General features: G+C 53.7%; 23 protein-coding genes and 1 riboswitch. Of the genes, 22 read left to right on the top strand and 1 reads right to left on the bottom strand.

The window, feature by feature from the left end; genetic code table 11:
- Positions 1 to 28 precede the first annotated feature (28 nt).
- The 15 genes from dtd to pcaF all read left to right on the top strand — a co-directional run bounded on the left by dtd (position 29) and on the right by pcaF (position 13181).
- Complete coding sequence (dtd, locus tag AC4ED1_RS07840) at positions 29 to 478, top strand: D-aminoacyl-tRNA deacylase (RefSeq protein WP_490937372.1); 450 nt, start codon at positions 29 to 31, stop codon at positions 476 to 478.
- A gap of 96 nt (positions 479 to 574) precedes the next feature.
- A riboswitch (cyclic di-GMP riboswitch) is annotated at positions 575 to 658 on the top strand.
- Positions 659 to 712: 54 nt separating this feature from the next.
- Complete coding sequence (locus AC4ED1_RS07835; RefSeq protein ID WP_490937371.1) at positions 713 to 2455, top strand: methyl-accepting chemotaxis protein; 1743 nt, start codon at positions 713 to 715, stop codon at positions 2453 to 2455.
- A gap of 29 nt (positions 2456 to 2484) precedes the next feature.
- Positions 2485 to 2940, top strand: a complete 456-nt coding sequence (locus tag AC4ED1_RS07830) for a chemotaxis protein CheX (protein WP_490937370.1) — start codon at positions 2485 to 2487, stop codon at positions 2938 to 2940.
- An 11-nt stretch (positions 2941 to 2951) separates the two neighbouring features.
- Positions 2952 to 3317, top strand: a complete 366-nt coding sequence (locus AC4ED1_RS07825; RefSeq protein WP_490937369.1) for a response regulator — start codon at positions 2952 to 2954, stop codon at positions 3315 to 3317.
- Between the two features lie 60 nt (positions 3318 to 3377).
- Positions 3378 to 5105, top strand: coding sequence for a methyl-accepting chemotaxis protein (locus tag AC4ED1_RS07820; protein ID WP_490937368.1), 1728 nt, complete (start codon positions 3378 to 3380; stop codon positions 5103 to 5105).
- Positions 5106 to 5331: 226 nt separating this feature from the next.
- The gene (locus tag AC4ED1_RS07815; protein ID WP_490937367.1) at positions 5332 to 5631 is read left to right on the top strand and encodes an EthD family reductase; all 300 of its coding nucleotides are present in this window, start codon (positions 5332 to 5334) and stop codon (positions 5629 to 5631) included.
- An 8-nt stretch (positions 5632 to 5639) separates the two neighbouring features.
- Positions 5640 to 6134, top strand: coding sequence for a PaaI family thioesterase (locus AC4ED1_RS07810; protein ID WP_490937366.1), 495 nt, complete (start codon positions 5640 to 5642; stop codon positions 6132 to 6134).
- Entirely contained in the window at positions 6131 to 6553 is a 423-nt protein-coding gene (locus tag AC4ED1_RS07805; RefSeq protein WP_490937365.1) for a PaaI family thioesterase, read from the top strand. The genes AC4ED1_RS07810 and AC4ED1_RS07805 overlap by 4 nt, the downstream gene beginning before the upstream one ends.
- 57 nt (positions 6554 to 6610) lie before the next feature.
- On the top strand, positions 6611 to 7396 hold the full coding sequence (locus AC4ED1_RS07800; RefSeq protein WP_490937363.1) for an enoyl-CoA hydratase-related protein: 786 nt from the start codon (positions 6611 to 6613) through the stop codon (positions 7394 to 7396).
- 34 nt (positions 7397 to 7430) lie between these two features.
- Complete coding sequence (paaK, locus tag AC4ED1_RS07795; protein ID WP_490937361.1) at positions 7431 to 8759, top strand: phenylacetate--CoA ligase PaaK; 1329 nt, start codon at positions 7431 to 7433, stop codon at positions 8757 to 8759.
- Positions 8760 to 8786: 27 nt separating this feature from the next.
- The gene (locus tag AC4ED1_RS07790; RefSeq protein ID WP_490937359.1) at positions 8787 to 9560 is read left to right on the top strand and encodes an enoyl-CoA hydratase-related protein; all 774 of its coding nucleotides are present in this window, start codon (positions 8787 to 8789) and stop codon (positions 9558 to 9560) included.
- A 12-nt stretch (positions 9561 to 9572) separates the two neighbouring features.
- Positions 9573 to 10349 (top strand): enoyl-CoA hydratase-related protein, encoded by a 777-nt coding sequence (locus tag AC4ED1_RS07785; protein ID WP_490937357.1) that lies wholly within the window; start codon positions 9573 to 9575, stop codon positions 10347 to 10349.
- Positions 10350 to 10373: 24 nt separating this feature from the next.
- Positions 10374 to 11231 (top strand): 3-hydroxyacyl-CoA dehydrogenase NAD-binding domain-containing protein, encoded by an 858-nt coding sequence (locus tag AC4ED1_RS07780; protein WP_490937355.1) that lies wholly within the window; start codon positions 10374 to 10376, stop codon positions 11229 to 11231.
- The gene (locus tag AC4ED1_RS07775; protein WP_490937353.1) at positions 11215 to 11997 is read left to right on the top strand and encodes a 3-hydroxyacyl-CoA dehydrogenase family protein; all 783 of its coding nucleotides are present in this window, start codon (positions 11215 to 11217) and stop codon (positions 11995 to 11997) included. The genes AC4ED1_RS07780 and AC4ED1_RS07775 overlap by 17 nt, the downstream gene beginning before the upstream one ends.
- Complete coding sequence (pcaF, locus tag AC4ED1_RS07770; RefSeq protein ID WP_490937351.1) at positions 11982 to 13181, top strand: 3-oxoadipyl-CoA thiolase; 1200 nt, start codon at positions 11982 to 11984, stop codon at positions 13179 to 13181. The genes AC4ED1_RS07775 and pcaF overlap by 16 nt, the downstream gene beginning before the upstream one ends.
- A 14-nt stretch (positions 13182 to 13195) precedes the next feature.
- Here the strand turns inward: pcaF and AC4ED1_RS07765 are convergent, their stop codons facing one another.
- A complete protein-coding gene (locus AC4ED1_RS07765; protein WP_490937349.1) occupies positions 13196 to 13459 on the bottom strand; it encodes a hypothetical protein in 264 nt (87 codons plus the stop codon).
- A 282-nt stretch (positions 13460 to 13741) separates the two neighbouring features.
- On the opposite strand from AC4ED1_RS07765, the gene paaX reads away from it, so the two are divergent.
- The 7 genes from paaX (at position 13742) to AC4ED1_RS07730 (ending at position 20281) form a co-directional block, all read left to right on the top strand.
- Entirely contained in the window at positions 13742 to 14581 is an 840-nt protein-coding gene (gene paaX / locus AC4ED1_RS07760; RefSeq protein ID WP_490937449.1) for a phenylacetic acid degradation operon negative regulatory protein PaaX, read from the top strand.
- 97 nt (positions 14582 to 14678) lie between these two features.
- Positions 14679 to 15557 (top strand): branched-chain amino acid ABC transporter permease, encoded by an 879-nt coding sequence (locus AC4ED1_RS07755; RefSeq protein WP_490937347.1) that lies wholly within the window; start codon positions 14679 to 14681, stop codon positions 15555 to 15557.
- A 1-nt stretch (position 15558) separates the two neighbouring features.
- Complete coding sequence (locus tag AC4ED1_RS07750) at positions 15559 to 16578, top strand: branched-chain amino acid ABC transporter permease (protein WP_490937345.1); 1020 nt, start codon at positions 15559 to 15561, stop codon at positions 16576 to 16578.
- Entirely contained in the window at positions 16578 to 17354 is a 777-nt protein-coding gene (locus tag AC4ED1_RS07745; RefSeq protein ID WP_490937343.1) for an ABC transporter ATP-binding protein, read from the top strand. The genes AC4ED1_RS07750 and AC4ED1_RS07745 overlap by 1 nt, the downstream gene beginning before the upstream one ends.
- A gap of 5 nt (positions 17355 to 17359) precedes the next feature.
- A complete protein-coding gene (locus AC4ED1_RS07740) occupies positions 17360 to 18097 on the top strand; it encodes an ABC transporter ATP-binding protein (protein ID WP_490937341.1) in 738 nt (245 codons plus the stop codon).
- An 89-nt stretch (positions 18098 to 18186) separates the two neighbouring features.
- Positions 18187 to 19368, top strand: a complete 1182-nt coding sequence (locus tag AC4ED1_RS07735) for an ABC transporter substrate-binding protein (RefSeq protein ID WP_490937340.1) — start codon at positions 18187 to 18189, stop codon at positions 19366 to 19368.
- A gap of 85 nt (positions 19369 to 19453) precedes the next feature.
- Positions 19454 to 20281 carry a methyl-accepting chemotaxis protein gene (locus AC4ED1_RS07730; RefSeq protein WP_490937339.1) on the top strand — a complete coding sequence of 276 codons (828 nt, stop codon included), beginning with the start codon at positions 19454 to 19456 and terminating at the stop codon, positions 20279 to 20281.
- Positions 20282 to 20414: the final 133 nt, after the last annotated feature.

The raw sequence follows: 20414 nt of genomic DNA, 5'->3' as shown, positions 1-20414 counted from the left end.
ACGAATTCATTGTTGACAGGGGTTATTCATGAGAGTTGTGGTACAGCGAGCGTCGAGGGGACGCGTTCTGGTAGATGGACAAGTTACGGGTGAAATCGGGCGGGGCTTGGTGCTGCTTGTGGGCATAACCCATGAGGACAGGGAACGGGACGCCGATTATCTGGCCGATAAAGTCGTCGGTTTGCGCATCTTTGAAGACGCGGCGGAAAAAATGAATCTGTCCTTGCTGGAAGTGGGCGGCGCCATTCTCTCCGTTTCCCAGTTTACATTGTACGGCGATTGCCGCAAAGGGCGCAGGCCGAATTTTATGGAAGCGGCGAAACCGGATGATGCCCACAAACTCTATGAATATTTTAACGACCGGCTCCGTGCGCTGGGAGCACGCGTGGAAACCGGCGTTTTCGGGGCGATGATGGCTGTCGAACTGGTCAACGACGGCCCGGTGACACTTTTGCTGGACAGCAAAAAGAACTTTTGAATTTGCAACAACTGCGCTTTTCAGTACGCGTTGATCGCAATTGGGGTATTGACGAGTCGCCAATTTGACGATATGGTGATAATGTGATTGAGAACTTTAAAATTTGGAAGCGATGAAAAACTGTCCGGAATTGGGCGCTTGGACAGTTGGGAGCGAGTAGCGCAACCGGCCAATATCTTTGGATATTGTTCGTTTTTTTGCCTTGAAGAACATCCAGGCAAGGGGAAGGCCGTCATGCTGAAACTTTTACAGGGAAACAGAGAGTTGAACGAAGTTCAACCGATTGGGGAACCCGACATCGAAACGACCGAGCGGATGAAGGAAAAACTGCGGTTCTTGCAATTGTTTCAACGAGACCTTGAAAACATGAGAGACATCAAGGATGTAATGGATGGAATACTCAGAAAAATAGCGGAGCGTCATTATGACATGATTGAACGCTTTCCGCGGTTGCAAAGCATCATAGACCAGCACAGCAATCGGGACCGCCTGACGCAAACATTCATCCGCTATTTTCAGTCGCTCTGCACCATTGAGCAAATTGACCTGCCATTTATCGACAGCCGCCTAAGCATCGGCAAAATGCACAGTCGGATTCAACTGTCGGCTGAATGGTATCTCGGGTCCTATGTCAGACTGTACGAGTATCTCGTCCCCGTTCTTGTCCATAAATATGCGAAACATCCAAAACATTTGGCTGACGTTCTGTTGTCATTCCTGAAAGTGATTACCATGGATATGCAACTCGTTATGGAGGCTTATGAAGACGAGAACAATTACAGGCACATTGAGAGCGTCTCGGGTGTGACGGAACTGATATTGAATATCGACTCTCTGAAGAAAGTGCTGGAAACCGTCCAAAACACCGCCGCCAATGCGGAAGGAATCAGCGCTGCGGCCCAGCAATTGTCCGCCTCCGTCAAAGAGGTGGCCGATTACGCCGTCCAGGTGGCCGATTATTCCGACCATGCCGTCCAGGATGTTGTCACCGGTCGGCGGGAGATTGAAGAATCCCTGCGCGGGATCCTGTCACTTGGCGATTTGTTTGCGACCATGCAGGAGAAAGTGGATTCATTGTCGGCCGCAACGGAGAAGATCTCCCAAGTGGCCGACTTCATCCGCAACATCGCCGAGCAGACGAACTTGTTAGCGCTAAACGCCGCGATCGAAGCGGCGCGGGCGGGGGAACACGGCCGGGGATTTTCCGTTGTTGCCGCGGAGGTGCGGTCGCTTGCCGACCAAACCAAACAATCGATCCACCAAATTACGGCCATGATTGAGCAGGTGCAACGGGAATCCCAGTTGGTTCGGGATCTCACCGACCAGGTTGTGAACGAACTCCGTGTCCGGGTGGAGCAGTCGCAGGATGCCATGCAAAAGTTGGGAGAAATTGTTGGCAAAGTCGAACAAACGAGCGGATTTACCAGCAACATTGCCGCCAACACCGAGGAACAGGCGGCAGCCACCGAAGAAATCACCAGGCGCATCAGCCACGTGCTGGATGACACGTTCCACGCGAAAGAACAAGTGGATACAATGGGAGAGCAAATCTATCAGACCAGTGTCAAGGTCAACCGCCTGCGCCTCGCTCTCGTTCAACAGATTGCCAGACTGCACGACCACCAGTTGGTGCGTATCGCCAAAACGGAACATCTCCTGTGGAAGTGGTGGCTGTACAACATGATGCTAGGCTACCATGTGGTCGATGAAAAACAACTCGTCGATCATCACCACTGCCGGTTAGGCCGATGGTATGACCAGGCCCGGAACCGGGCAACCTTGTCCTCCCTTGCTTCTTTCCGCGCCATCGAGGAACCGCACCAACAGGTGCACCGGCTGGCGGCGGAAATTTACCGGCTGATCCGCGAGGACAACCGTGCGGAAGCGGAAAAGCGCCTGCTTGAACTGGAGCAAGCGTCGCAGCAGGTTGTGGAAAACCTGGATCGGTTGTTGTCGGATTTGGAACGGGCACATTGAAAAATTAATTGAGTTGAGGGGGATTTGTTATGTCGCTCCATATCGAATTGCCAGAGGTTTTGAATGGAACCTTGACGGCGGCAAAGACCGTTTTGCCCCTCCCGTTTGAAAGAGATGCGCTGCAGATCGCGGAAGGCTCCATATTCCAACCGGAACTCGGAGTCCTGATCGGCCTGACCGGGAGTATCCGGGGACGGCTTGTAATCGAAGGGCGCACAGAAATGTTTCGGAGATTGGGAGAAACCATGTACGGAATGGTTCTGGACAGGGAGATGCTGGAATCCTTTGTAGGAGAAATCGGAAACATGATTGCAGGCAACATGTCAACTTATCTGGCGGAGCAAGGGGTCTCGCTTGACATCACACCGCCTACGGTCATGGTAGGCGCAGCGAAACTGGCGGGTTTTCGCAGGGCTGCCATTGTTCCGCTGCGGATCAACGAAATCGGCGGCATGAATATCGTCCTTATTTTGGAAGAGAATTGAAGGGGTGTACTATGGCCAAGAAAGTGCTAGTTGTTGACGACGCCGCATTTATGCGTACGATGCTTGGGAAAATTCTCAGTGAAGCAGGTTTTGAAGTCATCGAGGCAGTAAACGGGAGAGACGCGGTGGAAAAGTATAAGCTGGTTCGGCCGGATGTTGTGACAATGGATATCACCATGCCGGACATGAATGGGATCGAAGCGGTACAGGCCATCATTGCAATCGATCCTGCGGCCCAAATTGTGATGTGCTCGGCGATGGGACAACAGGCAATGGTGATGGAAGCGGTTCGGTCTGGCGCAAAGGGGTTTCTGGTTAAGCCCTTTGAGGGAAAGCGTGTCGTGGAGGAGGTTAGTCGATTGGCGGGAAAAGAATAAGCCCGGAATACGGGCGTCATAAAATCTGACCGAAAACACTTATGCGGGGGAGGGATTTTGATGTTAAACAAATTTAATCATTTTGGAGTTGCCACAAAGATCGGGGCGATCATTGCGGCCTCCATCCTGCTGACGGTCGCTTTGATTGCGACGCTGGGGTACACCTACAGTTACAACAAGGTGAAGGAGGCGGCGGGTGTCGAGTTGTTCGGATGTGCCAACATCACCTTGGGATTGCTGAACCCGAACGAAATCGAAGAATTGAAAACCGGAAACCAGCGCAGTCTTGAAAAAACAGAAACCCAGTTAAACTGGACCACACATCAAAAGAGAATCTTTGACGCACAATACGTGATCGATCTCAGTGGCAAGTTGTTGGCGGTTGACGACAACATGAAGAAAGCGGGCTTTAAGGCGGGTGACAACCACTACATAGACAAACATGCGGTGGAAGAAATTCAAACCATGAGACACCCTGCTTTTTCCGAAGTGTATGTTTTGAACGGGGAGAAACGGTTAACCGGATACGCGCCCATTTACAAGAACGGGGACACAAAGGCTGAGATCATCGCCTTGAATGCGATCGATTTTAAAGAAGAAATCGTTAAGAAACGAACTTGGGATTTGATCGGCTTTACTTTGCTGATAGTGGCAATTTCTCTTTTGGCGGGAGGGGTCGTTTTAATCGCTTATGTGCGGTTTACCATCAAACCGTTACAAGCGTTAAGCGAGTTTTCAAGAAAGGTGACACGGGGCGATCTGACGGCTAAACCGCCTGTTGCAAAAGCAAACGACGAAATCGGAAGATTGACAAACGACATAAACGAAATGGTGGCACAGATCAAGAATATGATTCAAAGTATAAATCACCATGCATTGCTTGTCAAGACAACCGCGGAACAAATTGCCGTCACGTCGAAGGAAATCGAAAGCGCGGCCAATTTCGTGTCCAAAAATATTCAGGAAGTGGCAAATGCATCGGGTGAACAAGCGGCACATGCTTTGGAATCGTTAAACGACGTGGAACAAATCTCCAAAAAGACGAAGGAGATCACCACGCAAATCAAAGAAATCGAAACAGAATCCAATGAAGCAAGCAGGAGGGCGGGTAACGGCAATAAAGTCGTGAAAGACACCATCAGACAAATGGAATTCATCAACAGGAAAGCGGATGAAGCTTTTGCGATTATCAACCTTCTGGAGAGGCAGTCAAACGAAATTCAAGACATGGTGGCATTGATTAACGAATTTGCGGAACAAACAAACTTGCTTGCTTTAAACGCGTCGATTGAGGCTGCGAGAGCGGGGGAAGCGGGCCGTGGGTTCGCGGTGGTCGCTGGGGAAGTGAGAAAATTGGCGGATCAATCGTCCAATGCGGCAACCAAGATTCAGGCGATCGTCAAAGAGATTCAAAAAAATGCAAACATTGCGGTATCTTCCACGAAAGACAGCATCAGTGCCGTACAGGACGGGATGGCCTTGGTGAACAAAGCGGGAGATTCCTTTATGGACATATCCAATTCGGTGCAAAATATCACGGAAGAGATCAAGCAGTTTGCGGAAAAAATTGAAGGCATCAACAAAGGGATTCTGAACATCAACGAATCCTTCGGAAAAATCACGACCCTCTCGCAAAATGTGGCGGGAAATCTGCAAAACGTTTCGGCCGCTTCCGAGGAACAGACCGCGAGTATTGAGGATTTTGTAAACGTGCTCGAATCCTTAAAGAAAATGTCGGAGAGTTTAAAAGAAAGCGTTGATAAGTTCAAGGGAGCAAGCTCATCGTGAATTTCTTCCCTTATGCATGATACAGGCCGTAGGTGTGCCTTCACCTGCGGCTGTTATTTTATTTACGCCACTCTTCTGAAATGACAGAAAAATACATTGACTCAAAAATAAGTTCGATATTATACTGATTACAAAGACAACGTGATAATAACGTTATACTTTTTTCTGTTATATTTTTATCTTTAACTGACTTCACGTTGTCATCATCCAATCGGGAGGAATCGAGATGGTCAAATTGGTAGCAATCTACCGCAAACCGGAGAACGTGGAGGAATTCGACCGGCATTACTACAATACACATGCTCCGCTGGCCGAAAAGATGCCGGGTCTTTTAAAGCTGGAAGTCAATAAAATCTACGGGACCCCGATGGGAGAGAGCGATCTTCACCTGATCGCCGAAATGTACTTTGAGAACAGAGAAGCGTTGGCAAACGCCTTGTCGTCCCCGGAAGGCCGCGCGGCGGGCAAAGATTTGATGGGGTTTGCCGGCAAATTGGTGACGATGCATTTTGCGGAAGTCGTGTAGGTGGTTCCATGCAGACACAGCTTGATGACGCGGCAATTCACAAACAATATTACGAGCAAATTTGCGAGAAACTGAGACAGGACCCGTTTGCCCGGTTTCTTGGAATGAAGCTGGTGGAAGTCGGCGAAGGGAGGGCGACCGCGGAACTGGAAGTGACCGACGACATGTTGAATGCCCACGGGACGACTCACGGTGCCGTGATCTTCGCTCTGGCCGATTTTGTTTTTGCCGTGGCCAGCAATTCTTACGGAAAGACTTCAGTCGCCCTGTCGATGAATATCGGGTACCTTGCCGCCAGCAAGAAAGGAACCCGGCTACGGGCGACGGCGGTGGAAGAAAATCGCACAAACCGGATCTCCTGGTACCGGATTCGCGTCGAAAACGAACAGGGACCCGTTGCGATACTTGATGCGCTGGCCTACCGGAAAAACGAATACTTTGTTCCGATCGACCGGACGGTCGAAAAGGATTCCGTCCAATCGGACGGGGGAGGTGTACGATGAACAATACCGGTTGCAGCGTGGCAAACTATGAGACCAAAAACCGATTTAATCACTATTTGGGCATCGAGATCCAACGCGCGGATGACAAAGGGTGTACCGCCGTATTGAAAATTCGCCCCGAATTTTACAACAGCATTGAGGGTGTGGTGCACGGCGGGGTCACCAGCACACTGGCGGATGTCGCCATGGGACACGGGGCGGCCCCCCATATCGACGGGGTCCAGCAATGTGTAACGGTGGAAAGCAAAGTGAGTTATCTCGCCCCGGCGCGAGGCGACCTGTTGATTGCGGAATCGAAGGTTCTGAAACGGGGCTCCAGGCTGATTGTCATGGAAGCCCGCATCATGACTGGCGATGGCGAGTTGGTGGCAGTTGCGCTGGGAACCTACGCCCACGTCAAGCCCGGACAATCACAATAGATTATAGATTGGCAAAAACAACGATCGGCAAATTATCTGGATTTTGAGGGAACTCGTATGGAAAGAGACAATGTGCTGTTGGAACGACACGGATATTTGGGGATCGTCAAGTTAAACCGGCCCGATGAACTGAACGCGCTGGATTATCCGACGCTGGTAAGGCTTGGCGAGATTCTCGAGGAATTGCAGCAAGACATCAAGGGAACGCGGGTGGTGATCGTCAGCGCCTCCGGCAAGGCGTTTTGCGCCGGAGCGGATTTGAAGGAGCGCAGGACGCTGAACGAGCAGCAGGTGCGGCGTAACGTGCGGAAAATCAGGGACCTATTTTCCGCGTTGGAGCGGCTCCCGCAGCCGACGATTGCGGCGATCAACGGATACGCGTTCGGCGGAGGATTCGAGCTGGCCTTGGCCTGCGATTTCAGGTTTGCCGTGCGGGAAGCGAAGCTGGGATTGACCGAGGTAAGCCTGGGGATCATTCCCGGCGCGGGCGGCACGCAGCGTCTGCCGCGGTTGATCGGTCCTTCGAAAGCGAAGGAATTGATCCTTACCGCCCGCAAAATTACGGCGCAAGAAGCGCTGGAGTACGGGATTCTCAACGGTGTGGCGGTGCATCAACAACATTTGGAGGAGATGTGCCGAAGTTTGGCCGACGAGATTCTTGCCAACGCTCCGTTGGCCGTGTACCAAGCGAAATACGCGATCGACAGGGGGTACAGTTCCGATCTGCAAAGCGGGCTGGATCTGGAAACGAAAGCGTATGAAGTGATCATCCCGACAAAGGATCGGATCGAAGCGCTGGAAGCGTTTCGCGAAAAGAGAAAGCCGGTATTCCTCGGCGAGTGACAACAAGTTTTGGAAAAGGGGGGCCACCAGCAAAATGATCTTTAATGTGGAAATGGAAACCATGTCCCGCGAGCAAATGCAAAAACTTCAACTGGAAAGGCTGAAAGAAGTCGTTGCGCGGGCATACCGCAATGTACCTTTTCACAAGCAAGCGTTTGACAAAGCGGGAGTCAAACCGGAAGACATCAAGAGCCTCGGGGATATAGAGCGGCTTCCGTTTATGAAGAAGACCGATTTGCGCGAAAATTATCCGTTTAACCTGTTTGCGGTCGATATGAAAGAAGTGGTCCGCATCCACGGTTCCTCCGGCACCAAAGGCAAGCCGACCGTAGTGGGATACACGAAAAACGACATCGCAAACTGGTCGGAGATCGTCGCCAGAGCCATCTGTTGCGCGGGCGGGCGGCCAGGCGATATTTTCCACAACGCGTACGGTTACGGGTTGTTCACCGGAGGACTCGGGCTTCATTACGGGATCGAATATTTGGGGGCTGTCGCGGTGCCGGTATCCGGCGGGAACACGCCCCGGCAGATCACCTTGATTCAGGATTTCAAGCCGCGCGGCATTTCGGGCACTCCCTCCTATATCCTCAACATTGTGGAAGAGATGGAACGGATGGGATTGGATCCGCGGCAAACGACGCTGGAATACGGGATTTTCGGAGCGGAACCCTGGTCGGAGGAAATGCGCGAACAGCTTGAGGAAAGACTCGGCATCAAAGCGGTCGACATTTACGGCTTGAGCGAAGTGATGGGCCCCGGGGTCTCGATTGAATGCTACGAGGCACAGGACGGCTTGCATATCGCGGAAGACCACTTTTTGGCGGAAATTGTCAATCCGGACACGGGTGAAGTGCTGCCGTACGGAGAAGAGGGGGAACTCGTCTTTACCTCCCTGACTAAGGAAGCGTTTCCGGTCATCCGTTACCGCACGGGGGACATCGCTTCCCTGAACCCGGAGAAGTGCAAGTGCGGACGCACCACCCTCCGCATGTCGCGGATCAAGGGGCGGGTCGACGATATGCTGATTATTCGCGGAGTGAACGTGTTCCCGACGGAAATCGAGTCGGTTCTGCTGAGTTTCAAACAGTTGGCCCCGCACTATCAGGTGGTCGTTGAACGGGAAGGCGCGTTGGACCGGTTTGAAGTGCACTGCGAGCTGACGCCGGAGTTTATGCGGGAAGTTGCGGACCTCCAGCACAGCGGAGTGGCCCGGTTAATGAAAGAGATCGGCCACGCGATGAAAAACACGTTGGGGGTAACCGTGCTGCTGAAGGTGAACGAACCGAATACGATCCCCCGCAGCGAAGGAAAAGCGATCCGCATTGTCGACAACCGGAACAAAGTGTTGAGCGGCAAATGAGGCTGGAGCCGAAAGTGGGGGAATCGGATGGACTATCAGTTTATCAGAGTATCGGTCGACCAATCAGTTGGCATTTTGACTCTGAACCGTCCCGAGGTTTTGAACGCGTTAAACCTGCAAATGGTGGATGAAATCGTGGCAGAGATGGAACGCATGGACCGGGACGATGCGATCCGGGTGATCCTTCTCACCGGAAACGAGAAAGCGTTTGCAGCGGGAGCCGATATTGCCGAAATGGCGGATGAGGCTGCCATCCCGATGCTGCTGAAAGACCAGTTTGCCGTATGGGACCGGATCGCCAAGATCTCCAAGCCGATCATCGCGGCGGTCAGCGGATTTGTTCTCGGAGGCGGCTGTGAATTGATGATGAATTGCGACATCGTGATCGCTTCCGAAACTGCGAGGATCGGGCAGCCGGAAGTGAAGCTGGGCGTAATGCCGGGCGCTGGCGGAACCCAGCGGTTGACCAAAACGGTGGGAAAAGTCAAGGCGATGGAAATGCTCTTGACCGGCGAACCGATTTCGGCCGACGAAGCCTTTGCCTGGGGTCTCGTCAACAAAGTGGTTCCGGTTGGGGCGCACTTCCGGGAAGCTTTGAAACTCGCCAAGAAAATCGCCGCTCAACCCCCGGTTGCCGTTCGGCTGATCAAAAAATCGGTGCTGAAAGCCATCGACAATCCGCTCGACGAAGGCATGGAGTATGAGCGCAACTGTTTCTATCTGCTGTTTGCCACCGAGGACAAGGCGGAAGGGATGAGAGCCTTTGTCGAAAAACGCAAACCGCATTTTACGGGACGGTAGGGGGGTGTCAACATGTACGAGACCATCTTGTATGAAGCGGTCGATGGCGTTGCGAAGATTACACTGAACCGACCGGACAAATTCAACGCTTTCACCGAACAGATGCACAAGGAGCTCCTGGACGCCCTGAAGCGCGTCGACAAAGACGAAAACGTCCGCTGCGTCGTGCTGACCGGCGCCGGGAAAGCGTTTAACGCGGGGCAGGATCTGGGGGAAGTGCAGGCAGGGGAAGTGGATTTCGGAGAGTTCCTTCGTAAACGGTACAACCCGGTGATTCTGCAGATGCAGTCGATGGAAAAACCGGTCATTGCCGCCGTCAACGGGGTTGCCGCGGGAGCCGGGATGAGCCTGGCGCTGGCGAGCGATCTGCGGCTTGCTTCCGAAAAAGCTTCTTTTGCCAATGTGTTTGTGAACATCGGATTGGTGCCGGACTCCGGCGGATGTTATTTCCTGCCGCGAATTGTCGGAATCGGCAAAGCGTTGGAACTGGCGTTTACCGGCGATAAAGTGCCGGCGGACGAAGCTTACCGGATCGGCCTCGTCAACAAGGTGTATCCGGCGGACACATTTGAGTCCGAAGTAATGGAGTACGCCCGTAAACTGGCAAAACTTCCGACGAAAGCGATCGGCTTGATCAAGCGTGCGATGTACAGAGGACTGCATATGACCCTGGAAGACGCGTTGGAATATGAGGCGTTTGCGCAAGAAATCGCAGGAAATACGGAAGATCACAGGGAAGGTGTAAGAGCCTTTTTTGAAAAAAGGGCTCCCGTGTTCAAAGGAAAATAGGTTGACAGGAAAAGGGGGAGTCTTGTGGCTGCTTATCATGTCGGCATCGTCGGAGCAGGCACCATGGGAGCGGGGATCGCCCTCGTCTGCGCAAGAAAAGGGCACCGCGTGTCGATCCATGACGCCAATCCGGCCGTTTTGGAAAATGCCCAATCCTATCTGCTTTCCACCCTTTCCAGAGATGTGGAAAAGGGCAAGCTCAGCGAACGGCAGAAAGACAGCACGTACCGATTGATCGCTCCGGTGCGGGACATGAAGTCTTTTGCCGATTGCGATCTTGTGATCGAAGCGGTGTCCGAACGTCTGGATTTGAAAAAATCGATTTTCCGGTCCCTGACGGAAATTTGCCGGGCGGACGCGCTGCTGCTGAGCAACACCTCGTCGCTTTCCATCACGGAAATCGCGGGGGGGCTGGCTCACCCGGAACGGATTCTCGGGCTGCATTTTTTCAATCCGGCGCCGGTCATGCCGCTGGTGGAAGTGATCCGCGGGAAGAAGTCGGGAGCCAAACAGGTTGAATTTGTCTATCGATTTGCCGAGGATCTCGGGAAGGTCCCGGTGCTCGCCAACGATACGCCGGGGTTTATCGTAAACCGCGTGGCACGCCCTTACTACAACGAGTCGCTGCGCATCCTCGGCGACCGGATCGCGGCCGTCGAGACAATCGACGAGATTTTGAAGGAAGCCGGCGGTTTTAAAATGGGGCCCTTTGAACTGCAGGACCTGATCGGCATCGATGTCAACTTTGCCGTGACCGAATCCGTCTACACCGGTTTTTTCCACGATGGACGGTTCAGGCCGAGCCGGATTCAGCAGCGGATGGTGCAGGCGGGAACCATCGGCAGAAAGTCGGGGGAGGGTTTCTATGACTACAACGGGTAACATGGTTCTGCTGGCTGGCAGAAGCCCTCTGCAAGCGGATTTGAAAGAAACGTTCGAGCGAAACAATTATCAGGTCGTGTCTTACGAACAGTTGGAAGAACACCGGGAAGGGATTCAATGGGCGGTGGAAGTGACCAATTTTGATCTGGACCTGAAAAAATCGGTTGTCCAAAGGCTCGACCAGGCACTGGCGCCCGACGTTCCGATCGTTACCACTTCCTTGGCGGTTACGGCAACCGAAGTCGCCTCATGGCTGAGGCATCCGCAGCGGGTTTGCGGTTTTGGCACTTTCGTTCCGCTTGCGGAGAGGCGCTTGATCGAACTCGCCCCCGCTTTGCAGACAGCGGCTGCAACGGTGGAACAGGCGGAAAGCTTGTTTCGCTCCCTCGGGAAAAAAACGGCTGTGGTGGAAGATGAAGTCGGACTGGTGTTTCCGCGGGTCTTGTCGTTGATTGTCAACGAGGCGGCTTTTACCGTGATGGAAGGGACGGCAACCCCGGAAGACATCGATGTTGCGATGAAAAAAGGCACCAACTACCCCTACGGTCCACTGGAATGGGCCGACCGGATCGGCCTGGAAGAGGTGTATTCGGTCATTCGCGGTCTGCATCGCGATCTCGCCGAAGAACGGTACAGGCCCGCGCCGCTGCTGCGCAAGATGGTGCTGGCGGGAAGAGTGGGAATTCGCAGCGGACAAGGTTTTTACCGGTACGAAACGGAACCGGCGGTTGAAGATGAGGAGGATGGCGTATGGGAACACCCGTGATTGTGGATGCGGTGAGAACGGCGATCGGCCGGTACGGAGGAGCTTTGAAAGACGTTCGCCCGGACGATTTGGGAGCGGTTGTGATCCGCAAACTGTTGGAGCGAAACCCCATCGATCCCGGATTGATTGACGACGTCATCTTCGGCTGCGCCAACCAGGCGGGGGAAGACAACCGGGATGTGGCACGCATGTCGGTCCTATTGGCGGGGCTGCCTGTCACGGTACCGGGTGTCACCGTGAATCGCCTGTGCGGTTCGGGACTTGAGGCGGTCAATCAGTGCGCCAACGCGATTGCGGCGGGGCGGGGCAACGTGTATATCGGCGGCGGTACGGAAAGCATGACGCGGGCGCCGTTTGTCATGGCGAAACCGGGCAGCGCGTATCCGCGCGGCAACTTGGAGATGTTTGACACAACGATCGGCTGGCGGTTTGTCAATCCAAAGCTGGCGGATATGTATTATCCCTACAGCATGGGCGAAACGGCTGAAAATGTGGCCGAGCGGTTTTGCATCAGCCGGGAGGACCAGGATCAATTCGCCCTTGCAAGCCAGAAGAAATATGCAAAAGCGCTAGCGGAAGGCAAATTCAAAAGCGAGATTGTCCCGGTTGAAGTGCCAGGCCGCAAAGGGGAAGTCACCATTTTTGAGCAGGACGAACATCCGCGCCCGGATACGACCCTGGAGCAATTGGCCAAGCTGAAACCCGCTTTCCGGCAAGGGGGAACGGTTACGGCGGGGAATTCGTCAGGCGTTAACGACGGTGCGGCTGCACTCCTGTTAATGGAGCAGGAAACGGCGGTTCAGCTCGGGCTGAAACCGAGAGCACGCGTTGTGGCCTCCGCCGTTGCGGGCGTCGACCCGTCGGTTATGGGGATCGGGCCTGTTCCCGCCACCCGCAAGGCATTGCAGTTGGCCGGTTTGCGTATGGAAGACATTGACCTGATCGAACTGAACGAAGCGTTTGCCGCCCAATCATTGGCTTGCATCAGGGAATTGGGGCTCGATATGGAACGGGTGAATGTCAACGGTGGCGCGATTGCGCTCGGACATCCCCTCGGGTGCAGCGGAGCCCGGATCCTCACAACGTTGTTGAACGAAATGGAGCGGCAAAACGCCCGTTACGGTTTGGCCACCATGTGCATCGGAGTCGGACAGGGAATTGCCACGATTATCGAACGGATGTAGGAAATCCGCATCAATCAGGAATTGCGGACCCTTGTGAGAAACAATTCGATTTCCGAAGCCGTGTAAAATTGGCCCGATTCTCCTTCCTCCGGCAGCACCAGAGACGGCGACATCGCGTACAACTCCGCGTCTTCCGGGGAATGGATGATCAGTTGCACCATGTGTCCGTTGGGAAAATGCCAGGTGACCAACTCGTAATTCTTGGCCGCAGCGCTGTCAATGTGAATGATGTGTTCCGAGCAGGGATATTGCTTTTTCACTCTTGTCGCAACAGTCATTTCACCCGTCTCCTTTCGGTTGACGCATTCCGGACGAAGTTCCGGCCTGGTAGAAATGTAACAGTTATTAATATATACGTTTCAATTTCATTATACAAAGGGTGTGAGAAGGTTTAACAGATATTCGGGGTGCGAATTTTTGAACATTTTCCGACAAAATCTAATGCTATTTATTCACTCCGTTCCGCAATTGATATATATTTGCTGTATATGACAGGCGAGCATATATGACAGTCTGGCATGTATGCCGCGGTAACGCCAAAGGGAAACGGAGTGAATCAATTGAAACCGCAATCGCTGCTTTTTACCATATACGGTGAATATGTGCGGCAGCACGGGGGTGAAATCTGGGTTGGCAGCTTAACCCGGCTGATGGGAGAGTTCGGCATGACCGAACAGGCGGTTCGAGTGGCGATTTCCCGCATTGTCAGCCAGGGGTGGCTGAAATCGCGCAAAATCGGGAACCGCTCCTACTATTCTTTGACTCCGCGCGGCCAAAAGCGGTTAAACGAAGCCGCCGCCCGGATTTACAAACAAACGCCCGCCAAATGGGACGGTAAATGGTGCATCACCACTTACAACATTCCGGAAAAACAGCGGGCGATGCGCGATCAATTCCGCAAGGAATTGGCGTGGATGGGGTTCGGAATGCTTGCCAACAGCGTCTGGATCAGCCCGCATAACTTGGTGGAACGCGTGAAAGAGATTGCGGAGACCTACCAGATCGCCGAGTGTGTGGAGATCTTCGTTTCCGAACACATGGGGTTCAGCAATCACCGGCAATTGGTGGAAAAGTGCTGGAATCTGGACGAAATCAACGCCGCCTACAAGGATTTTATCGACCGTTATCGCCCGAAATACGAGGCGCTGCTGGAAAATGTGAAGAAGAACCGGAAGATTTCGGACAGCGAATGTTTTGTGGAAAAGACGGAACTGGTGCATGAATACCGCAAGTTCCTGTTTATCGACCCGAGCCTCCCGGAGGAGCTGTTGCCCGATTTTTGGGTAGGCAGGGACGCGGATGAATTGTTCCGCAACTATTACGCGTTGCTTGATCCTGGTGCCGTCCGGTTTTTCCGCAGCGTCTTCGAGGCCGCACCGGACAAAGTAAGCGCTATGTAACAACGGAATTGGAGGCTGACACTGAAACGCATGATTGCAGCCTCCCTTTTCCCCTAAAAAAATACGGAAACGCTTCAGGGACAAGGAGGGGGATATGATGACTGAATTTTTGCAATATATAGTAAACGGCCTGGTCGTCGGAGGCGTGTATGCGATCGTCGCGGTCGGTTTTGTGACGATTTACAACGTCAGCAAGGTGATCAATCTGGCACAGGGCGAATTTTTGATGCTTGGGAGCATGCTGACCGTAACCTTCATCAGCCTGAAGGTGCCCTACGGAGCCGCGATCCCGCTGGCCATCCTGCTCGTCACGGGCCTTGGTGTTCTGATACAGAAGTATATTATCGGGCTCGCCAAAAAAGCGACTCCTTTGAGCCTGATCATCTTGACCATCGGCGTGTCGATCTTGATCCGGGGCATCGCGAGTCAAGTATGGGGAAAGGACTCTTACACGCTGCAGCCGTTGACCGGCAGCGAACCGATCTCTTTCGCAGGCGTGAGCATCGCGCAGCAAAGCGTGTGGGTTGTATTGTCCGTGCTGATCATCTTGACCGGGCTGTGGTACCTGATGGAAAAAACGATGACCGGCAGGAAAATCAAAGCCTGTTCGGTCAATCCGCTGGCTGCGAGACTGATGGGGGTCAGTCCGTCGAAGATGGCGATGCTGGCATTTGCCATCAGCGCGGGAACAGGCGCTCTGGCGGGAATTGTGATCGCTCCGTTAAACGTAACGTCCTACGATGTCGGCATGCTGTTGGGGGTAAAAGGGTTTTCGGCTGCGATTTTCGGCGGATTGGGAAGTCCGATCGGCGCCACCGTGGCGGGATTGCTGCTCGGGCTCATGGAATCGCTGGGGGCGGGATTGATCAGTTCCGGCGTCAAGGATGCAGTGGCGTTTTTGGTCCTGATCGCGGTGCTGCTGATCAAGCCGACAGGGCTGTTCGGTGAGCGAAGCGTCGGGAAAGGAGGCTTGTAAGGTGCTGTCAAAATTCAAAACTTTCCGACCGGCCTTTGCCGTCTATCTGCTGATCGTCCTGCTGTTCCCGATTTTGCTGGGAGACGACTATTACCGTTCCGTGGGCATCGTGATCGGCCTGCATGCGATTGTTGCCATCGGATTGGGACTCGTAATGGGGCTGGCGGGGCAGATCTCCCTCGGGCAAGCGGGATTCTGGGGGATTGGCGCTTACACATCCGCCATACTTTCCGTTAAATACGGAGCCCATCCCGTTGTGGGAGTAATCGTGGGGGCGGTTATCCCCGGTATCATCGCTTTCGTCGTCGCACGTGCCATAGCGGGCTTGCAGGGGTATTACCTGGCAATGGCGACTCTCGCATTCGGATATATCGTGCAGATTGCAATCGCGGAATGGGAGTCCGTCACGGGCGGAGCCAACGGCATGATCGGCATTCCTCCCCTTACGATTGCGGGATTCGGGGAAAGTGAGACCAGTCTTTATTATCTGGTGTGGACGGTCGTGACGCTGGTTCTGGTGTTTTCGTTGAATATCATGAATTCCAGGGTGGGGCGAGCTTACCGCGCCATTCACAAAAGCGAGATTGCCGCCACCTCGATGGGGATTGACGTTGCCCGCTTCAAATTGAGCGCGTTTGTGGTCAGCGGCATGTTTGCCGGGATCTCGGGTGCGATGTACGCCCATTTTATCGGAATTCTGGATCCGCAACCCTTTGGGTTGCACGAGTCGATCAAATTTCTGACGATGGTCGTGATCGGCGGAATGACCAGCATCTGGGGCGCTTTGGCGGGGGCTGTCATCATCGACGCGATCAGCGAGATTTTGATCCTCTTGGGCGAACATTTTCCCTGGTTGAAAGGGGATGTCGACACAATCGTCTTCGGCGCGATTTTGGTCGCGATCATTATGTTCATGCCGGAAGGACTGGTTCCGCGCTTGCAATCCCGGATGCGGAAAAGACGTGATCAGGCGCGGGAAGAAGTCCGGCCCGAAAATGTGGAAATGGAGACGGTGGCCTGATGGAAAAATTGCTGCATGTCAAATCGATTTCAAAGATCTTCGGCGGGGTGCGGGCCGTCAACGGCGTGGAGTTTCACGTGCGTCCGGGGGAATTGGTCGCTTTGATCGGCCCCAACGGAGCGGGGAAAAGCACGGTGTTAAACATGATATCCGGTGTGATTCCGCCGTCCGACGGCGAGATTTATTTTGAAAACCGGCTCATGTCAAGCGTTAAGGGATTCCAGTACGCTTCCCTGGGAATCGCCCGGACGTTTCAAAATCTCCAAGTGTTTGACGATATGACGGTGCTTGAGAACGTGATGGTCGGCTTCCATTCCCGCACCAAATCCGGCTTGCTTGCATGCGGACTGACTGCCGGCGGCGCACGCAGGGAAGAGCGAGAGATGCACCAGCGGGCCTATCGGTTGCTGGAAGAGGTGGGAATTGCCGGATTGGCCGGGAAAACGGCCGGCAGCCTTCCCTACGGGCAGCTTCGATTGCTGGAAATCGCCCGGGCGCTGGCGGCCGAGCCAAAGCTGCTGCTGCTTGACGAACCCGCCGCAGGCCTCAATCACACCGAAACGGCCGGGATGAGCCGCTTGTTCAAGCGGATTCAGGCAAGCGGCACCGCGATTTTGCTGGTGGAACACGACATGGACATGGTGATGAGCGTGGCCGACCGAATCGTCGTTCTGGACCAGGGCGAGAAAATCGCGGAAGGAAGCCCGGATGCGATTCGGCAAAATCCAAAAGTCATCGCCGCTTATTTGGGACAAGAAGCGGCGGTCGGGGGGTGAGGATGATGGCGGATACCATTTTGCAGGTGCGGGATCTGACAGCCCGCTACGGCCCCGTTCAAGTGCTGCACGGCATCAACCTGCACGTGGCGGAAGGGGAAATCGTATCGCTGCTTGGCGCCAACGGAGCCGGCAAAACGACGCTTTTAAACTGCATCTGCGGTTTGCACGGTGCCAAGGAGGGGGTGGTCGAATTTGCCGGGGAAGACATTACCCGCGTACCGGCGGAAAAAGTGGTCGGCAAAGGGATGGCGCACGTGCCGGAACGCAGGCAGATTTTCTCCACGCTGTCGGTGGAAGACAATCTTTGGCTCGGCGCGTCGCAGCGGATGAAGGAGATCGGAAAGCAAGGCATCCTGCGGGAAATCGAACAAATCTATCAGCGTTTTCCGATTTTAAAAGAACGCAAGCGGCAAATGGGCGGTACATTGTCGGGGGGACAGCAGCAGATGTTGGCCATCGGGCGAGCATTGCTGTCAAAACCGAAACTCCTGCTGCTGGATGAGCCTTCCCTTGGCTTGGCGCCGTTAATAGGAAAAGAGATTTTGCAAATCGTCCAGGAAATCCGCGACAAATGGGGGACGACAGTCCTTTTGGTCGAACAGAACGCGATTGCCGCTTTGGCGGTTTCCGACCGGGCTTACGTGCTGCACACCGGGTCCGTGATGCTGGAAGGCCCCGCGCAGGAGATCGCGAGCGATCCGCGGGTGCAATCCGCCTATTTAGGGAAAGCCCATGCCTGAAGGTGGTAATGCAAGACCACATACAAGACCGCTCCGCACAAACCTTAAGGCGGAGCGGATCCTAACAAGATTCGAGGGGGTTTTTGACGATGAAAAAATTCAAACAGCAAACGAGAAACTGGATGAGCGGCTTGCTTGCCGCTTCCCTGATCATGCTTACCGCATGCTCGGGCGGCGGTGGGCAACCGGCGGCCAAACAAAGCAAAGAGCCGATCAAAGTGGGAGCCGTTTTTTCCCTGACGGGTCCGAACAGCCCGCTGGGCGTGCCTGAAAAACAGGCTGTCGAGATGCAGGTGAAAAAAATCAACGATGCCGGAGGGGTGAACGGCAGACCGCTGGAAATCGTATTTGAAGACGACAAGTCGGACAACACGGAAGCCGTCAAGGCGATCAAAAAGTTGATCACAAAGGATAAAGTGGCGGCTGTTCTCGGTTCTTCCGGCAGCGGTCCGTCCCTTGGCATGGCGGAAGTGGCAACCGCCGAGAAAATCCCGATGATCTCGATGGCCGCCGCCAACCAGATCACCGACCCGGTCCGCTCCGGCATTTTCAAAACGCCGCATACGGATATTCACGGCACGAAACGCATCTACAAATATCTGAAAGAAAAAGGAATCAGCAAAATCGGGATCCTCTATGACAGCAACCCGTATGGCAGCGGTTGGGCGGAACAGTTGAAGAAATTCGCTCCGGAATACGGCATCACCATCGTTGCCGATGAAAAATACGGCACGAAAGACACTTCGATGAGCACCCAGTTGACCAAAATCAAGTCGACCGACGCCAAAGCGATTATTGTGGCCGGCACCAATCCCGCCCCGGCGACGATCGTAAAAGAAGCCAAACAACTGGGCATCACCGTTCCGATTATCAGCAGCCATGGCAGCGCCAACAGCAAGTTCATCGAACTGGCGGGGGATGCGGCGGAGGGAGTGCTGCTGGTCGCAGGCAAGTTGCTGGTGCCCGACCTGGTGGAAGCAAACGATCCGCAAGCGGCAGTCATCAAAGATTTTGTAAAAACCTACAGCGCGGCTTACAATACCGCTCCCGACGGATTTGCCGGATATGCTTACGACGGTCTCAACTTGTTGGTGGAAGGGCTTAAGGCGGCCAACGGAGATGCGGCGAAACTCGCCCAAGCGCTTGAGAATGTGAAGTATGTGGGCGTCACCGGCGAATTTAAATTCAGTCCGTCCGACCACAACGGATTGTCGGAAGACAGCATGATCATGGTGGAAGTCAAAAACGGAAAATTTCAAATGGTGAAATAGGGGATCAGGGGGCACTCGCGGGGGGGCAACAGCCCCCTCTTTGTTTGAATTTGTCTCGGTGGAGCCAAGAAAGGAGTCGGTCCTTTTGTCAGAAATCATGAAAAGCCTGTTGGCCGTGGTGCCGATCTTGAACAAAGCGTTGATTGTCGACAGCATGATCGGTGTGACGGACACGGAAAAATTTTTGGCTTACTATCCGGCACGCACGCTGGATTTGAAGATCAAGCCGGGCGATCCTTTACGGCCGGGAAGCATCAATTATGTGGCGGTACACGAAAAAAGGCACGTCGTCCGCAAGGTTCCCCGCGAGGTTTACGGTATTCCCTACATCGCCGCCGGATTCCCGATCGTTGAAAACGGGCAGGTTGTCGGCTGTTTGTCAACCGGCATGTCAACCGACCGCGAGGACCGGATTGAACAAATGGCGGAAGAACTTGCGGAAGCGGTCGGCAATATTTTGGACAATGCGGAGACACTCGCCAAGAGTTCGCAGGAATTGTCTTCCGTCAGCCAGGAAGTCAACGCCTCCGCCAATCTGGTGCAGAGCAAAATCGAAGAAACCTCAAAGATGAGCGATTTGATCAAAACCATTTCCAGTCAGATCAACATCCTTGGCATCAACGCGGCGATTGAGGCGGCCCGGGCCGGCGTGCACGGCCGCGGATTTTCGATCGTTGCCGAAGAAATCCGCCGTTTGTCCGACACGACGTCCGATTCGACGAAAACGATCATCCGCCAATTGTCCGAAATGAACGAACAGATTTCCGCGGTCGTAAAGGAAATGGAGAAAACGACGAATTATACGCTGCAGCAAGCGACGGGCGTGCAGGAGCTGTTTTCGGTGATTCAGTTGCTGAAGCGTATGACGGTCGAGTTGAGCGAGATTGCGAAAATGGACATTCGTGGCGAATAGATTGCAGAGTGGAAAATATATAACAAAAAAATTAGAAAATTCTTATTGACCGTTATATTACAATATGATAATATTACGTTAAAGAAACGTTATATAAAAATTCACGAAATGATCACACATCGAGATCTTGAGG

This window comes from Effusibacillus sp. SKA8 (genome assembly GCF_058273125.1).
Note: the sequence above shows the minus strand (reverse complement) of the source record. Positions and strands in the feature narration are given on the sequence as shown.

Bases quoted from the DNA above. Each gene is read 5' to 3' on its own strand.
- AC4ED1_RS07805 (WP_490937365.1), top strand. From the start codon at position 6,131: ATGAACAATACCGGTTGCAGCGTGGCAAACTATGAGACCAAAAACCGA.
- AC4ED1_RS07800 (WP_490937363.1), top strand. From the start codon at position 6,611: ATGGAAAGAGACAATGTGCTGTTGGAACGACACGGATATTTGGGGATC.
- AC4ED1_RS07815 (WP_490937367.1), top strand. From the start codon at position 5,332: ATGGTCAAATTGGTAGCAATCTACCGCAAACCGGAGAACGTGGAGGAA.
- AC4ED1_RS07775 (WP_490937353.1), top strand. From the start codon at position 11,215: ATGACTACAACGGGTAACATGGTTCTGCTGGCTGGCAGAAGCCCTCTG.
- AC4ED1_RS07820 (WP_490937368.1), top strand. From the start codon at position 3,378: ATGTTAAACAAATTTAATCATTTTGGAGTTGCCACAAAGATCGGGGCG.
- pcaF (WP_490937351.1), top strand. From the start codon at position 11,982: ATGGGAACACCCGTGATTGTGGATGCGGTGAGAACGGCGATCGGCCGG.
- AC4ED1_RS07785 (WP_490937357.1), top strand. From the start codon at position 9,573: ATGTACGAGACCATCTTGTATGAAGCGGTCGATGGCGTTGCGAAGATT.
- AC4ED1_RS07755 (WP_490937347.1), top strand. From the start codon at position 14,679: ATGACTGAATTTTTGCAATATATAGTAAACGGCCTGGTCGTCGGAGGC.
- AC4ED1_RS07790 (WP_490937359.1), top strand. From the start codon at position 8,787: ATGGACTATCAGTTTATCAGAGTATCGGTCGACCAATCAGTTGGCATT.
- AC4ED1_RS07735 (WP_490937340.1), top strand. From the start codon at position 18,187: ATGAAAAAATTCAAACAGCAAACGAGAAACTGGATGAGCGGCTTGCTT.
- AC4ED1_RS07810 (WP_490937366.1), top strand. From the start codon at position 5,640: ATGCAGACACAGCTTGATGACGCGGCAATTCACAAACAATATTACGAG.
- AC4ED1_RS07830 (WP_490937370.1), top strand. From the start codon at position 2,485: ATGTCGCTCCATATCGAATTGCCAGAGGTTTTGAATGGAACCTTGACG.
- AC4ED1_RS07825 (WP_490937369.1), top strand. From the start codon at position 2,952: ATGGCCAAGAAAGTGCTAGTTGTTGACGACGCCGCATTTATGCGTACG.
- AC4ED1_RS07740 (WP_490937341.1), top strand. From the start codon at position 17,360: ATGGCGGATACCATTTTGCAGGTGCGGGATCTGACAGCCCGCTACGGC.
- AC4ED1_RS07835 (WP_490937371.1), top strand. From the start codon at position 713: ATGCTGAAACTTTTACAGGGAAACAGAGAGTTGAACGAAGTTCAACCG.
- paaK (WP_490937361.1), top strand. From the start codon at position 7,431: ATGATCTTTAATGTGGAAATGGAAACCATGTCCCGCGAGCAAATGCAA.
- AC4ED1_RS07745 (WP_490937343.1), top strand. From the start codon at position 16,578: ATGGAAAAATTGCTGCATGTCAAATCGATTTCAAAGATCTTCGGCGGG.
- AC4ED1_RS07765 (WP_490937349.1), bottom strand. From the start codon at position 13,459: ATGACTGTTGCGACAAGAGTGAAAAAGCAATATCCCTGCTCGGAACAC.
- dtd (WP_490937372.1), top strand. From the start codon at position 29: ATGAGAGTTGTGGTACAGCGAGCGTCGAGGGGACGCGTTCTGGTAGAT.